Raw genomic sequence first — 13,286 nt, forward strand, 5'->3', positions numbered from 1 at the left:
TGTCGTCACGACGCTTTCTGAATGGTTTTGTGCTGAATCGAAACGGAGAGGTGGGGCTACACCACCTGATCCAAATCGAAATGTGTTGTTGGGCCGCCACCGCTTGCGCTCCACCATTGCCCCGCTTGCTCATTGTAGGCCGCCCGCATTCGCTGAGTGAGTTCCAGCAAGTCCTTGGGCATGGCATCGTCGTTGGTGGATTTAGGTAAAGGCATGCGTACTTTCCAGAGCTGCCCACCGGCCTGGAAGGAGAACATTTGCCCCTTGGGCAAGCTGACGATGTGCGCTGGCTCGATCAGCGGCACACTGGTGCTGCTGACGCGGTCCTGCGAGGACGAAGTGAAGTCTGTATTGGCCTCCGGATCGGAGGTGTCGGTGGCACCCGACACCAGGGTCTTGGTCAGCACGTTAACCTTGGGCAACTGCTGAGTGAGCAGTTCAGCGGTCGCGGTTTCTCGCACCCGCAGCATCTGCAGGGTGTTGAAGTTGCCAATAACCTGGCCGGCCTTGGCGCGGTTACCGATTCGCGCTTCGATATCGCTGAGGGTCTGGGTGTAGGCGGTTACCTGGATACCAGCACCGCCGCCCTTATTGATCAGCGGGATGAATTCATCGCCCATCAGCTCGTTGAACTCATCGGCGTGCAGGTTGATCGGCAACTTGTCACTGTTGTTACCCGATTGGGGCAGGCCATGGTCGATGCCGTGTTTGTAGATGTGTCCGGCGACCGAGACCAAGTCGGCGAACATGGAGTTACCCACAGCGGCGGCCACCTCGGCGTCGGTCAGCGCATCCAGACCGACGTAAACTATGCCGCGTTTTCGGATGATCTGCATCCAGTCGAAGATTGGCCGCGGGTCATCTAAATCGGTGTAGTTGGGGGCCAGTAACTGGGCGGTCTTGCCGGTGGTGAGTTTCTCCAGCAGCGGTAGCAGCGAGGCAACGATTTTGTCGAAGTAAGTACGGTCATAGCGTACCGCCGAACGCAGTCCGTCCATTACCGGATCAAATACCCGCTTCACCGCCAGGTACTGCTCGATGGCCACCACGCGCTTTTCGCGTCCCACCATATGCCGAGGAATGTTCTTCTCGGTGAGCTTGCCTTCAAGCTGGACGATCACTTCCCACGCTTTCGGATCGGTCTTGGCAAAAAACTGCTGGGCGTATTCGATGAACAGTGCGTCGATGTTGACCACATGCCGTTGGATCTGCAGGTAGTCCGGACGCCGGCCCAGTTCGATCAGTGCGCGGGCGATGATGTTAACGAAGCGCCAGGCGAACTCACGGAAGGCCGCAGAGTTACCTTCACCGCTGAGCTGCCCAGCAATGCGTGACGCCACTTCCGAAATGCGGCCGAAACGTCCCACGGCGTTGTAACGGGCGGAGATCTCCGGCCAGCCCAGATGGAAAACATAGAACTCCTTCTCCCGACCGGCCCGTTTGGCTTCGACGTACATCCGTTTGAGCAAGTCGGCATCGCCCTTCGGATCGAAGACGATGACCACCTCATGTTCGATGCGATGAATGTCCTGGGTGATGTACACCTCGGCGAGCCGGGTCTTGCCAACACGGGTAGTGCCCAGCACCAGGGTATGTCCGACCCGTTCGCCCAGCGGCAGACTGACTTCCGTTTCGTCAGGCTCGACTCCATGCAACAGCGGCGAGCCACCTACGGGGGGCAGAGGGCGCAACGGATTGAAGACGCTATCCCAGGCAGTGACACGGGCCAGTGTCGAGAATGGAAACGGTGCATGTTCCAAGCGATGTTCGAGCCCACGGGCCAGGCGGTAACGGGTCGGTTGGTCGACATAGTGAGCGACCGCCGGGTCTTGGGCTTCGACCAAGCGCTGGGTGTGCAGGCGGGTCCAGCGAAAGCCGCGACCCATGAACAAGCGCTTACGACTGACAGGAATCTGTCGGCTGGTCAGTTCGTAGCGCGGCAGCCGACGGATATTGCGCCGATAGCGCAGCACTTCCCAGGCTTGTCGCAAGCGGATCAGGCCGAACAGGGCATAGGCCAGCGCCGCAACCAGACCGATCTCGGGTGACAGGGCCACAGCCCAGGGTGAGTACACGCACAACACCGCGGCGGCGATGGAGATCGCTACGGTGTACAGCTCCACCGCTGGCCGGAGCTTGGACTCCATCGCATGTTCGGCCACGACCTGGACTCACTGTTCCAGTGAGGTGGCGGTGATCAAGACGGGGTAGTGCTCGATCTGCAGGCGGGTGGCGATGTCGTTGCCGTTGACCGGCAGAATGGTGATGCCCGGAGCGGCTGCTCGAATCCGGGCCAAAGCTTCGGTATCGGCCACTTCGATGGCGAGGCCGGCGGCACCCATTTTCTGCAGTTCAGCTGCGCGTTGACGCAACCAAGCCAGTGATTGGGGATCCTCACCGACCAGGAAAAATGGCCGCAAGCCCGGCATGTTCAGGGCGCGAGGAATGATCTGGCCTGGGCTTAGGAGTGAGCTGCGGACGGGCAGTGTCCAGGCTTCATCGGCAAACGTGGACAGGTCCGCATGCATGGCCCGATCAGGCTGGGTTCTGTTGTTTATTGACGGCCTGGCAGCTTGAAAATGGGGTCGGGCGTAGTCGCTAGGCTGATCCCCGGCTACGGCCAATTGCAGCTGGGTAAAAGTTGTCAAAAGTAGGATGCAATTACTGGCAAGAAGTATTCGCTTCATGGTGGTGTGCCCTGTTTAAAGGATACCATCAGTCGTTCGAGTTGCCGGGAAAAGCCGGCGCGGTAACGCGCGGCCGGCGTTCCTCCTGCCGGGCGGTGATAGCGGCCGGCAGCTGACACCCAATCACCGGTGACGGCGTGATGCTCCTGCAACAGTGCGGCGGTCACCGCGAGATTTCGGTAGGGGTCTAGGGCTTCGCAGGGGCTGGAAAAACGTTGTCCGTGGTAACCCAGGTTGGTTTGCCCGAGTCCGACATCGACCCGCTTGGCGTCATGTCGGGCGAGCACCTGGAGCAAGGCGTGGCAGGCGGCCTGGTGAGTGGCGAAGCGGTAGGGTGTTCCGGCGATGTTCAGGGTCCAAGGCCAGGGCAGCAGTCGACCACGGACGCGGATACCACTCTCCTGCAAGGCAATCGCGAACAGCACCGTAGAAGGGATATCGGCCTCATGCGCGGCCAGTTGGTAGGCAGGAGGCGGAAGTTGGTCAGCCTGGACGGCGAGCACCGTCAGCAGGAGCGCAATAACACTCAGTCGAGGCGTTGCCATTGTCCATTCACCTGTTGGAATGTGGCAGGCAATGGCCCCGGGGCACCTAGGCTGAACCAGCGACCACGGTCATGATTCAGGGTAATCTGCCGGCGCTGAACCTTGGCCGAATCGATGTCTGCTTGCCGGGCCCAGTTACGGACGCGGTCGTCCTCGCCTTGGCTGCCCACCAGGTAGATATCGAACGCCTTATCACTGCTTTGCAGGCGCTGTGCTTCGGCGGTGCACGCTGGACAGTGGTCCTCCACAAACAGGGCCGGGCGTGGCACGACCGATGAGCTGGCAGGGGACGGGGATGCCATGCCCTGGATCGGCAGCAGCCCGGGAAACAGCTTGGCCCAGGCCGCGGTGTAAGCGTTTTGGTAGGCCAACTCGCGCTCGGCGCGTTTGGCTTCCAGTGCTACCTGTAATTCGGCATAGCGCTGGCGCTCTTGGTCGGTCTGGGCCTCGACCCCGAGTGCAGTCAACGGATCGAGGCTCGGGCTCCAGAAACCGCGCGGGCCGGCTTGGATCTGTTCGAAGCGCGTCCACTCCTGCTCCGTCAGACCCCAGCTCGCAGCCTGCTCAGAGTGCGAGCGCCCCAGGGGAACGGACTGCGTGTCCTGGATCCGTGACTGTGTAGGGACGGGGTTGCCCATCGCTGCGCCCGTGGTCAATAGAGAAACGAGACAGACGACGGCGGGCAGTAGCGCTCTGTTCATGATCGCTTCTCAAGGGAGTTTCACGGTCTGGTCTGGCTGAGCGTCCACCGCGAAGATGGCTGAGTTCGGCTCCAGTACTTTTAGGTGCCAGGCCCCGAGCTGCTCGCCGCTATGTAGCAGCCGGACATCCGTGAGAGAGCGACTGTCATGAGGTGCGACTGCCAGAAAACGCTCGCCACCGCGGGACTCGACACTCAACACTGAGAACGGCGGCGAGAGCAGGGCGGGCTTGGGGCGAGCGGTCTTTTTCGGTTTGGTCGCGGAAGGCGTCGGTGGTGGGGAGGATGGCTTTGTCCTGAGGTCCAGGAGCTGCTGCTCGACCTGTTCAAGGCGTGCACGTAGCGCAGTCATGTCTGCCGCGGTGGAGCGGGCTGCCAGACCATCGCGCAGTTCCTGTATCTCTTGTGCCCATTGATCCAACATCGGATCGAGGGTATTGGCCTGTTGCTCACCGGAATCGACCATTTGCTTCAGGTCTTTCAGCGCGTACTGCAGTTTTTCCTGTGCATCCTTGAGGGCGCTTGAATCACGTTGCAGGGTGTCCAGGGTTTGTTGGTATTGCGTGTTCGTGCTCTGTAGTTCGGCCACGCGTTGATACTTGTTATACAAACCACCGCTCAGGCCGGCGACCGCCAAGCAAAGCAGCCCAATGATGAGGGTTTGAAACGTCGAGGCTTTCATGGACGTGCCTCCAACAGATGGGGCGAGACTGGTGTGATCAGCGCGACGCCGGCCTCCGTTTTCTGCTGTTCGAAGCAGACCGAACGGCTGACTTCGTCGGTCGTGAGTTGCCAGGCTGGGCCAGCGAGCACTTGCAGCGCGCGGCGCAAAGAGATCGGGCCGAGCCGGTAATGGGCTGCGGGCAGAGGCCGGGTAAAAAGCACCTTCACTGGCTCAGCGGCAGGACAGAGCGAATAACCTGAGCGCTGCAGCACGTAGTGCATCACCTCCTGTACCGAAGGATTCAGGTTGGACGGGATACTCACGTCGATAATTTGGGCGAGAAGATCGCGTTGTTCCGTGGTGGGCTCGGTGCTGACCAGCGTATAGCGGCCATAGCGGAGTTCTGCCGGATGGTTTCCTTCGGCTGTGCCCCTCGAGAGCTGTGCCCGATTGGAGCCACTGTCGATCTCTTGATTGGTCGGCAATGGGTTGGGGATTTGCGCGGTGCAGGCGCTCAACAAACCCAGCAGGCAGACAGGCGTGAAAAAACGCTCCATGTAAAAAACCTCATGTCAGATTCAGTGCAGAACCTGACATGAGGTGAAGGAGCGATTCAGTGAGAAAGTTGATTCAAGGCGGGTCGTGTTAACGCTGAACGCGTTGCTATTCATCAAAAATGGTTAGCCCATCCACGGCGGAAGCGTCGGGGTCGAAGATCAACAATCGCACATCCGCCAATGCCGCCAGATACAGTGCGTTGATCAAGGCTTCCGGCGTGCCAGCGTCGAACTGCTCTTGTCTCAGGCTTGAGTAAGGCTTGCCCTCAATGTTCATAAAGTTGTCGTCCGTCCATGGTGTGCCGATCAGCTTGCAACCGATACCGCAGCAATCCGGCAATGCGAAAAGCTCAAACAAAAGGCCGGTTTGCCTCGGAGCGGAGTTACTGATCCACCCTTCCAGATAGAACATCGCTTCTTCAGTGAGGTGTGCGGTACTGATCTCCCAGGCTCGACTGTAGTGTCCCGTTTCGAAGACCAAGCGATGGACCATGGCTTGGGCTTCTTCCAGGGAGTACAGGTCGCCGACGTGATGCCGCTCATTGAACATTTCGCCAATCACGGCGTAGATCACTTGGCGCACTAGCCCGGTTGACTGGCAGCGTTCATCCAACTCATCCGGAATGGATTGGCCTTCGCTGATCAAGGCGAAATCGTCATTGAACAGGCAGGGGAACAGCTGCAGCTCATCGTCGCACAGATGGGCCTGTGAGTCGTGCACAGGTCGAAAGCAGGGAGGGCAGTCGTTTTCGTAGGTGATCAGTAAAAGCCGTTCGATATGAAGGTTGTCGTAACCGCGAGCAAACGGGTTTGATGCCGTACGCAGGGCTGGGGCTTCGGGGGCGGGGTTCATGAGAGTTCTCCAAGATGAAAATTAACAAGGCGCCCGAAGGCGCCTGTGAGGGTTAAAGCCAGCCATGTTCGGCAAGGGAGAGCGGGCGACCTTCGCCCACGATGAAGTGATCCAGTACGCGTACTTCGATCAAGGCCAAGGCTTCAACCGTGCGGTCAAGACGCGATCCGCCTGGCTGGGTTCCGTACAACCTGAGGGGTGGTTGTGAACAAAAATGGCGGCCGCAGCGTTATGCGCGAGGGAACGCTTAACGACTTGGCGGGGGTAAACGCTGGCCCCATCAATGCTGCCGTGAAAGAGGACTTCGAACGCCAGCACCCGGTGCTTGGCATCGAGAAAAATCACACCGAAGACTTCATGCTCTTGTTGTGCAAGCTGCAGTTTTAGGTAAGCAGCTACGGTGTCAGGGGAGGTCAGGATAGGGCCGCGGGTGAACAGCCGACGATCCAGAATATGCAGCGCTTCGTCGATCAGCTGGTTTTCTAGGACGATACGATCAGCCTCGAAATCTGGAGTTTCAATCCGTACGAGTTGGGTGCTCATGGTGGTACCTCCGAAGGGAACAATCAGGGGTACACGCCCTAGGGGAGTGGTGTCCCCGAGGTGGATAGAGAGTCGCGGGTGTTAGCAGATGGCGCGCTGTTTACAGCCGAGTAAATCGATGGCGTTGACCGTGTAGGTGTGAACCACAACCGTCGCAGGGCAATGGGGAAAAGGCTTTTATTCCCCTGCCGGCTTCGGGATCGAAGTCGGCACTGATGGGCATTAACCGGACCAGTCCACGATTAATACCGGCGATGCGTTTCTCGATTTCATCGGTCGTGTAGTAGAGCGATAACGAGCCGTAGTCCTCGTAAGCAGCAGCGAACAGACAGTCGTCGCAAAGCCAGAAGGATTCCATGCTGGTTCTCCTGTGCTGATTGAAGAAAAGGCGCTCGAGGGAGCGCCTTGATGTGGAACATCGTGGACTGTTCAGGCGGACTAAACGGTACGGGTGGCATCACGGCGGGCCGTGCGGGGAGCAGGTGGAGATTCAGGTTCGACCCGAGCCTCTGTTGGGTTTTCGGTCTCCTCAGCTTCGGCATCAACCGACGTTGGAGAGGGTTCATTGATCGGCGCTTGCTCAGCAGGTGCTGTTGCTTCCTGCCTGGCGGGCGCTTTGTACTCGAACGTGCCGTTGACCTTGATCCAGTCGATGAACAACAAACGACCTTTCAGGCTGGCGCCCGGTTGGCCTTGTTTCTCGCCTTTCTCGTAGAGAAATGGATCGATCCAGAGATCGCCGATACGGAACGACAACAAGACCTTTTTCTCGGCGTTGACGGCGTCCATATAGAGACGAATTAAGCGTTCAGCTTCGCCCCCAGCGACTTTGCAGTCGAAGCGGGTGTACTCCACCGCATCGGTGGCACCGTGCAGGGCTGCGATATCGCAGGCCATGAATGGCTGGCCGCGGCGGACTTGTACTTCACGAACACGGTTGAGGTAGCCGATACCGACGGTGTGCAGGTTGAAGTAAGTGGTCGCTTCTTGGGAATGGTTGGCGTGGGCCATGGTGGTTCTCCTGTTTCAAGGGAAACGGCGACGCGCAATCCCTGACGGGAAAGTGAGCCCCCGTCAGGGTGGGTGAGGTGAAGGTGAGCGATGGACTACTCGCCACCGGCAAGCCGATGACGTTCAGAACAATGCGTCTGGAGGAATAGCGGTGCAGCAGAGAAAGGTCTGCGGTGGTGGTTCGCAGGCATGGGGGAGTGGGCATTCATTACCGCTGAAGCGGTAACCGCGCGAGCTTCCGAACGCTGATCGCACTTGGGTAAACCACCACAAACGTGGCGTAGCCTTGAAGGTTCTGGCTACCTGGGCTGGGCTGTCAACGACAGCGAACCACGCCCTTTGTATAAGACTGTCACAGGGGAGCGTCAAGACGCTGCAACCCGATTTTTTATGGCTGGAATATAGTGATAGTCACTGGACTGAAGAAAGTGAAGAGGGGGCCTGGCGGGGTGCCAGGCGAGGAAGAGAAAAGCCACCTTTGGCGGTCTTACGCAGTCAACAAGCTCCTCGCAAAACTTGGTTTAACTGCGCCATGATTCGCCAACCGACCCTTGTCGTGGCCTGGGTCGAAACATGCTGGCACGCATCCGCGCACAAAGGGTGCCCAGTGTTTCCCCGGTGGGCTCCGGGGCTGAATACGATCGCCGTAGCGGATGACCGCTATTGCCTGGCAGAGGCAACAGTGGTCATCCGCCACCACGATCAGGTCGAGCACAAAACGGGAATGAAATTCCGCAGAAGAGAGGGCTCCGAACTCAAGGAGTCCGACCGAGCTACCCGGAGCGAATCGGTCTTGGGTCGCCGTTGGCGATGATCCTGAGGCACTACAGCAGAGAGGGTGGGACTACGTCAAGCCAGTGGGTGATCCTCATAAGACCCCGCATTGAGCGCAATGAAAGAAGTTACTTACTGCCGAGATGAGCAGCCAACTGTTCGACGGTAGCCAGAATAAAGGCGCGGTCACTTTCTTTCAGTCCGCTCATTAGGCCGGCGATCCTCTGGCTCTGGTCATTGGGGCGATTGCTCGATTCCGTCAGCAGTTCATCCATCCGGCAGTCGAAAATGTCCGCCAGTTGCATCAGCTTGACCACGGAAAGCTCCACCACACCCCGCTCCAGGCGCGAAATGGCTTCGCTGCCGATCCCCAAGCGTTCAGCCACCTCTTCCTGGGTCAGATTACGCTCGGTGCGATGTTTCGCGATCATGCGCCCGATTTGGGCTTGGGTTGGATGTTTATGTGCCAAGTGATGAGTTCTCCAGTTCAACCCGAATGGTTGAGCAAAGACCCGTTGACATGAACATCCTTAAAGGTTGAGTATCGACTTTTAAGGTTGTTATATTGGCTGAAATAGCTGAGTAATGCGACGTGGGTTCTGTTCCTCCAGGATCAGAGTCCAGGATGGCCAGTGAGAATGAACGGTCTGATAGGGCCAAGCTGAGGAATGGTTGAGCATGGAAGATGAGAGCGAGAACGTCATGGATCTGATCTGGGATCGAACACTGGAGCTGTTCATCAAGATCCATGATTGCCCGGATAACCCCGAACACTTCGACAGCCTTGTTCATTGGCTCAACGAAAATCCTGCACACTTGAAAGCGTTCAACGAACTAGGGCAGATATGGATTTCGACAGGCATCGCCTTGGCCCGTGAAATCGGACAACCGATAAGCGACTTAGAGAGGGGGCAGCCGCCGTTGATGATGCACTGACCAGTACATCGCCTCCAATATTCATGTTGATCGTCAATGGCGCGTCATGGGCGACGCGCATCTTTTCTGATGGGCACAGTGCCTTTGCAGTCTGGGTAGTGGGAGCACGACCAAAACGGCCCTGATTTCCCCTTTCGTCTGAGTGTTGAGGCATTGCATATGGGGCAGGCTGGACCGGCTTCGACCGGTACCGCCAAGGTGAGCGTTCCGCAGTGTTCGACCAATTGTGCAATCCAACTCGCCTGCTTGGCGACGAACGAATCCAGAGACAGGCGTCCCGCTTCGATTTCGTCCAGGGCCTGTTCCCAGATCGCGGTCATACCTGGATCTGCGATTGCAGCGGGAACCGCTTCAATCAGGGTATGGGCCGCAGCAGAGGCCATTAAGGCGCGTTTTTTCTTCAGCAAATAACCACGATCAATCAACCCCTTGATGATGCCGGCCCGCGTGGCTTCGGTACCGATTCCGGTGGTGTCTCGCAGTTTCTGTTTCAGGCGTGGGTCGTTGACCAGCTTGGCCACATTTTTCATCGCTTTGATTAGATCGCCCTCGGTAAGAGGTTTGGGAGCGGCGGTGCGCATGGACTTGAGTTCGACGTCGTCCACTGCGCACTGAGTACCCTGTTGCAAGACTGGTAAGACTTGGGGCTTTTGACTGGGCTGATACTCCTCGACGTTTTCGGAGAGTAAGCCTTTCCAGCCCTGGACCAGGATCTGTTTGCCAACAGCGGTCAATCGTTCTTCGCCACACTCCAGTTCGACTTGGGTTCGATCAAACTCATGATGCGGAAGAAACTGCGCGAGGTAGTGACTACGAATCAGTTCGTAGACTTGGCGTTCTTGTTCGGACATCCGCACCAGGTTTGCCGGCTCGGTGGTGGGGATGATGCCGTGGTGCGCGGAGACCTTGGCATCGTTCCATGCCCGTGAGCGCAATGATCGATCGAGTCCTCCCAGTGCGGGCCGCAGTGCGGGATCTGTTTTGAGCAGGGCATCGAGTACTGCGGGTACCTCGTCGATCATACTCTCCGGTAAGTAACGACAATTGCTGCGCGGATAGGTGGTGGCTTTGTGGGTTTCATACAGGGCTTGGGCGGTGTTCAGGGTTTCCTGAGCGCCGAGTCCCAGCTTGCGAGAGCAGACTTCTTGCAGTGTGCTCAGGTCGAAGGGCAGGGGCGGCGCTTCGCGGAAATGCTCAGTCTGCAGCAAGAGCACTGTGGCGGTCTTACTGCTAGAGATCGCTTGGACGGTCTGACTGGCAAGCGCCTGTTGCAGGCAACGACCGGCCTCATCTTGTCCTGAGCTGGGTGGTAACCACGAGGCGATGAATGGGTGCCCCATGGAGGACAGGTGCACATCCACGTCCCAGTAGGGCACCGAGACGAAGCTGGCAATCGCGCGATCCCGATCCACCACCAGGCGTAGAGTGGGTGTCTGGACGCGTCCAACCGACAATACGCCGTCGTAACCCGCCTGCCGACCGAGGAGGGTAAACAAGCGACTGAGGTTCATGCCGATCAGCCAGTCGGCGCGGCTGCGGGCGAGGGCCGAGTGGTAGAGCGAGAAGGTCTCCTGACCAGACTTCAGCAAGGACAATGCTTTGCGAATCGACGCCTCGTTGAGTGCGGATAACCAGAGACGCTGCACGTGACCTCGATACTTGCAGAGCTCCAGTAACTCGCGGGCAATCATTTCACCTTCGCGGTCGGCGTCGGTCGCGATAACGACGGTGGTGGCTTCACTGAGCAGGCGCTTGATGATTTTGAATTGTGCGGCGGTCTTGGGTTTGACCTCGACCTGCCACTGCGTGGGAATGATCGGTAGTTGATCTAACGACCAGGATTTGTACTGATCGCCATAGGCTTCAGGTGGGGCTGTCTCGAGCAGATGGCCGATACACCAGGTGATGGTTGAATCGGTACCGATCAGGCAACCATTACCGCGCCGAGTGGCTCCGAGAACCTTGGCGATGTCACGACCTTGGGAAGGTTTCTCGCAGAGGAAGAGGTGCATAGAACTACTCCGGATTGAGTTCGGAGCAGCGTTGTTGGAAACAGCCGTTGCGAGATAGGAGAAACCTGAATGGCAGGTTCCTCATATTAGTCCATATGGCAGCCTTGAATGCGCGGGCCTGCTACCTTGCTGTAGCGAGGGCAACAGGGTGGGTTTTCACGAGCAGCGAGTAATAACAACCCAGCAACTCCGCGCAAAGGCGCAATTTTTATGCCTGAAGTCAGTCCGGAGATGGCTGTCCTTTGCGCTTTCTGGGTTTGGACGTAGCTGAACTGGCCTGCTCTGTATTTTGCCCGACGTGTGTCGCAGATGCCGCCGGTTCACTGGAGCGTTCCCGCATTACCACACTGTATACCCGGTGAGGTAGGATGCCGACTCGACGGGCCTCGATCTTGAAGGTCACCCGCGCATTGTCTTCGCTGTCCTCCCACTCATCGCGCACGGTGCGGCCTTCGACCAACACGCGCATGCCTTTCTGGTACAGCGTGCTCCAGTGTTCAGCCTCGCGGTGCCAAAGCTCAACCGGCGCCCAATAGCCGCCTCGATCTTCATAGCTGCCCTCGCGCGGCACGGGGTTGTCGAAGTACACATTCAGCCGTAGCAAACGCCGTGGCTCGTCATTGCCTGACGGGAATTCCTGGAACTCTGGCGCACTGCCGATATTGCCTTCGCCGACAAAAAAAGTACTCATCGTGATACCTCCACTGCGGTTGTGAGTTGGCGCAGTAACCGTTCGGCACTGGCCATTTTGATCGCGCAGGTGGTGGCCTGGCGGTAAAGCGAATGCACCACGCTCATCTGCAGGTTCAGTGCAATGCGGTTGCATTCGAAACGGTGCAATCCCTCGTGTACGGCCAGCGGCAGGACTTTGTTGCTCACCTGGCGTTCCCAAACCGCAACCCCCATGCGGGTGAAGTCACGGGTGCGCCAACGCAAAAAGGTGCTGCCAGCGCTGGTGTTCTGCAGCACCAATCGAATGTCCAGCAGTGAGTAAGGGGGCTGTCCGGCTTGCTGCACCACAGCCTCCATCAGGTGGCATAACTGCGCCTCGATTTCCCTCGCCACCTGCGCCAGGTGCTCCAACTCCCCCTTACCCTTAAAGGGCTTTAAAAGGCCTTTTAGGGAGGTAGCGTGTTCGAGCTGTCGATAGGCATCCGGTGTCAACGTTTCGAAGGGCGTTGGTTGAGCCGGGAGCATGGGATTCATGCTTCGTCCTCGGGCTCATCCACTGCCGCAGATGATCTGGCTTCCTCTGCCAACGCGTCAGGGTCATCCACCGCTACCGCACCACGACGAATGATCGGCGGTGCGAACTGGGAGCGACGATGACCCTCTAGGATGTCCATGGGGGGCAAACCCATTTTAGCGATGGCCGTCAGGGCACGGGCGTTGTTCGCCGCGATGTCATCACGGGTGACGCCGGCATGCCGATAGCGCTGTGCCTGGCCGAACAGGCTGCGCAGCAAATGGGCACCGTCGTCGATCCAGGCTTCCATGTCAATTCGGCCGATCAGGGCGGTGTGGTGGGCCAATAGGGTCCGGCGCACCAGGGTGTCGTAGTCGGTCAGCAGGTAGACCGCCAGAAAACCCAGCTGGCTGCCGATGTACAGCGGCAAGGTGACGGGGTGGATGTTGAGGTTGTCGCCCATGTCGATCTGTGTCGGCAGGTCCTGTCTAATCCGATCCAGCTGTTGGGTCAGTTCCAGCATCCCAGCTTTGGCCTGCATCAGTTTTTCTTCGAGTTGCACGATGGCCCAGTCGGCATAGGGATCGTCCTGGGCCGCGGTTTGTTTGATCAGGTTGGTGACACTGATGTAGCCGGCCATGCCCATGATCGCGTGGACACCGTCGCGTGCGGTGCGACCTTGCCAGATCCGAGCGGCGTGGTGAGTGTGCAGGGTCAGGGTGATGCTGCTACGCAATGAACCCAGGTTGAGTTGATAGTGATCGGCCACGGTGTTGTCCTCGCATAATCTTGGGCAAGATCATTGCGACGGATAATCG

At 58.3% G+C, this 13,286-nt stretch carries 15 protein-coding genes and 1 pseudogene; 1 reads left to right on the plus strand and 15 read right to left on the minus strand.

Annotated features, from left to right (window positions below; translation table 11 throughout):
• Window positions 1-56: 56 nt before the first annotated feature.
• The 11 genes and pseudogenes from traD to ACYZT5_RS03830 form a co-directional block, all read right to left on the minus strand.
• Window positions 57-2,162 carry a type IV conjugative transfer system coupling protein TraD gene (gene traD, locus ACYZT5_RS03780; RefSeq protein ID WP_462049855.1) on the minus strand — a complete coding sequence of 702 codons (2,106 nt, stop codon included), beginning with the start codon at window positions 2,160-2,162 and terminating at the stop codon, window positions 57-59.
• A gap of 9 nt (window positions 2,163-2,171) precedes the next feature.
• Window positions 2,172-2,687 carry an integrating conjugative element protein gene (locus ACYZT5_RS03785; protein WP_462049856.1) on the minus strand — a complete coding sequence of 172 codons (516 nt, stop codon included), beginning with the start codon at window positions 2,685-2,687 and terminating at the stop codon, window positions 2,172-2,174.
• Window positions 2,684-3,232, minus strand: a complete 549-nt coding sequence (locus ACYZT5_RS03790; protein ID WP_462049857.1) for a lysozyme family protein — start codon at window positions 3,230-3,232, stop codon at window positions 2,684-2,686. The genes ACYZT5_RS03785 and ACYZT5_RS03790 overlap by 4 nt, the downstream gene beginning before the upstream one ends.
• Complete coding sequence (locus ACYZT5_RS03795) at window positions 3,214-3,933, minus strand: TIGR03759 family integrating conjugative element protein (RefSeq protein WP_462049858.1); 720 nt, start codon at window positions 3,931-3,933, stop codon at window positions 3,214-3,216. The genes ACYZT5_RS03790 and ACYZT5_RS03795 overlap by 19 nt, the downstream gene beginning before the upstream one ends.
• A gap of 9 nt (window positions 3,934-3,942) precedes the next feature.
• Complete coding sequence (locus ACYZT5_RS03800) at window positions 3,943-4,614, minus strand: chemotaxis protein (protein WP_462049859.1); 672 nt, start codon at window positions 4,612-4,614, stop codon at window positions 3,943-3,945.
• Window positions 4,611-5,153 carry a PFGI-1 class ICE element type IV pilus protein PilL2 gene (gene pilL2 / locus ACYZT5_RS03805; protein ID WP_462049860.1) on the minus strand — a complete coding sequence of 181 codons (543 nt, stop codon included), beginning with the start codon at window positions 5,151-5,153 and terminating at the stop codon, window positions 4,611-4,613. Before pilL2 ends, ACYZT5_RS03800 begins: the two co-directional genes overlap by 4 nt.
• A 106-nt stretch (window positions 5,154-5,259) precedes the next feature.
• Window positions 5,260-6,006, minus strand: a complete 747-nt coding sequence (locus tag ACYZT5_RS03810; protein ID WP_462049861.1) for a DUF5983 family protein — start codon at window positions 6,004-6,006, stop codon at window positions 5,260-5,262.
• A gap of 52 nt (window positions 6,007-6,058) precedes the next feature.
• Window positions 6,059-6,549 (minus strand): annotated as a pseudogene (gene radC / locus ACYZT5_RS03815) (RadC family protein).
• 100 nt (window positions 6,550-6,649) lie between these two features.
• Window positions 6,650-6,907, minus strand: a complete 258-nt coding sequence (locus ACYZT5_RS03820; RefSeq protein ID WP_462049862.1) for a hypothetical protein — start codon at window positions 6,905-6,907, stop codon at window positions 6,650-6,652.
• A gap of 80 nt (window positions 6,908-6,987) precedes the next feature.
• The gene (locus ACYZT5_RS03825) at window positions 6,988-7,560 is read right to left on the minus strand and encodes an STY4534 family ICE replication protein (RefSeq protein WP_462049863.1); all 573 of its coding nucleotides are present in this window, start codon (window positions 7,558-7,560) and stop codon (window positions 6,988-6,990) included.
• Between the two features lie 902 nt (window positions 7,561-8,462).
• Entirely contained in the window at window positions 8,463-8,804 is a 342-nt protein-coding gene (locus ACYZT5_RS03830; protein ID WP_462049864.1) for a helix-turn-helix domain-containing protein, read from the minus strand.
• Window positions 8,805-9,012: 208 nt separating this feature from the next.
• On the opposite strand from ACYZT5_RS03830, the gene ACYZT5_RS03835 reads away from it, so the two are divergent.
• Entirely contained in the window at window positions 9,013-9,270 is a 258-nt protein-coding gene (locus tag ACYZT5_RS03835; protein WP_462049865.1) for a hypothetical protein, read from the plus strand.
• A gap of 44 nt (window positions 9,271-9,314) precedes the next feature.
• Here ACYZT5_RS03835 and ACYZT5_RS03840 read toward each other — a convergent pair whose 3' ends face one another.
• From ACYZT5_RS03840 to ACYZT5_RS03855, 4 genes are all read right to left on the minus strand, one after another.
• Complete coding sequence (locus ACYZT5_RS03840) at window positions 9,315-11,282, minus strand: DNA topoisomerase III (RefSeq protein ID WP_462049866.1); 1,968 nt, start codon at window positions 11,280-11,282, stop codon at window positions 9,315-9,317.
• Between the two features lie 220 nt (window positions 11,283-11,502).
• Window positions 11,503-11,973 carry a single-stranded DNA-binding protein gene (locus ACYZT5_RS03845; RefSeq protein WP_462049868.1) on the minus strand — a complete coding sequence of 157 codons (471 nt, stop codon included), beginning with the start codon at window positions 11,971-11,973 and terminating at the stop codon, window positions 11,503-11,505.
• On the minus strand, window positions 11,970-12,488 hold the full coding sequence (locus ACYZT5_RS03850; protein ID WP_462049869.1) for a DUF3158 family protein: 519 nt from the start codon (window positions 12,486-12,488) through the stop codon (window positions 11,970-11,972). The genes ACYZT5_RS03845 and ACYZT5_RS03850 overlap by 4 nt, the downstream gene beginning before the upstream one ends.
• The gene (locus ACYZT5_RS03855; RefSeq protein WP_462049870.1) at window positions 12,485-13,237 is read right to left on the minus strand and encodes a PFL_4669 family integrating conjugative element protein; all 753 of its coding nucleotides are present in this window, start codon (window positions 13,235-13,237) and stop codon (window positions 12,485-12,487) included. Before ACYZT5_RS03855 ends, ACYZT5_RS03850 begins: the two co-directional genes overlap by 4 nt.
• Between the last annotated feature and the right edge of the window lie 49 nt (window positions 13,238-13,286).

The organism is Pseudomonas sp. LB3P14 (assembly GCF_054898045.1).

Bases quoted from the DNA above. Each gene is read 5' to 3' on its own strand.
- ACYZT5_RS03810 (WP_462049861.1), bottom strand. From the start codon at position 6,006: ATGAACCCCGCCCCCGAAGCCCCAGCCCTGCGTACGGCATCAAACCCG.
- ACYZT5_RS03800 (WP_462049859.1), bottom strand. From the start codon at position 4,614: ATGAAAGCCTCGACGTTTCAAACCCTCATCATTGGGCTGCTTTGCTTG.
- ACYZT5_RS03835 (WP_462049865.1), top strand. From the start codon at position 9,013: ATGGAAGATGAGAGCGAGAACGTCATGGATCTGATCTGGGATCGAACA.
- ACYZT5_RS03790 (WP_462049857.1), bottom strand. From the start codon at position 3,232: ATGGCAACGCCTCGACTGAGTGTTATTGCGCTCCTGCTGACGGTGCTC.
- ACYZT5_RS03840 (WP_462049866.1), bottom strand. From the start codon at position 11,282: ATGCACCTCTTCCTCTGCGAGAAACCTTCCCAAGGTCGTGACATCGCC.
- ACYZT5_RS03845 (WP_462049868.1), bottom strand. From the start codon at position 11,973: ATGAGTACTTTTTTTGTCGGCGAAGGCAATATCGGCAGTGCGCCAGAG.
- ACYZT5_RS03825 (WP_462049863.1), bottom strand. From the start codon at position 7,560: ATGGCCCACGCCAACCATTCCCAAGAAGCGACCACTTACTTCAACCTG.
- ACYZT5_RS03785 (WP_462049856.1), bottom strand. From the start codon at position 2,687: ATGAAGCGAATACTTCTTGCCAGTAATTGCATCCTACTTTTGACAACT.
- ACYZT5_RS03820 (WP_462049862.1), bottom strand. From the start codon at position 6,907: ATGGAATCCTTCTGGCTTTGCGACGACTGTCTGTTCGCTGCTGCTTAC.
- pilL2 (WP_462049860.1), bottom strand. From the start codon at position 5,153: ATGGAGCGTTTTTTCACGCCTGTCTGCCTGCTGGGTTTGTTGAGCGCC.
- ACYZT5_RS03850 (WP_462049869.1), bottom strand. From the start codon at position 12,488: ATGAATCCCATGCTCCCGGCTCAACCAACGCCCTTCGAAACGTTGACA.
- ACYZT5_RS03795 (WP_462049858.1), bottom strand. From the start codon at position 3,933: ATGAACAGAGCGCTACTGCCCGCCGTCGTCTGTCTCGTTTCTCTATTG.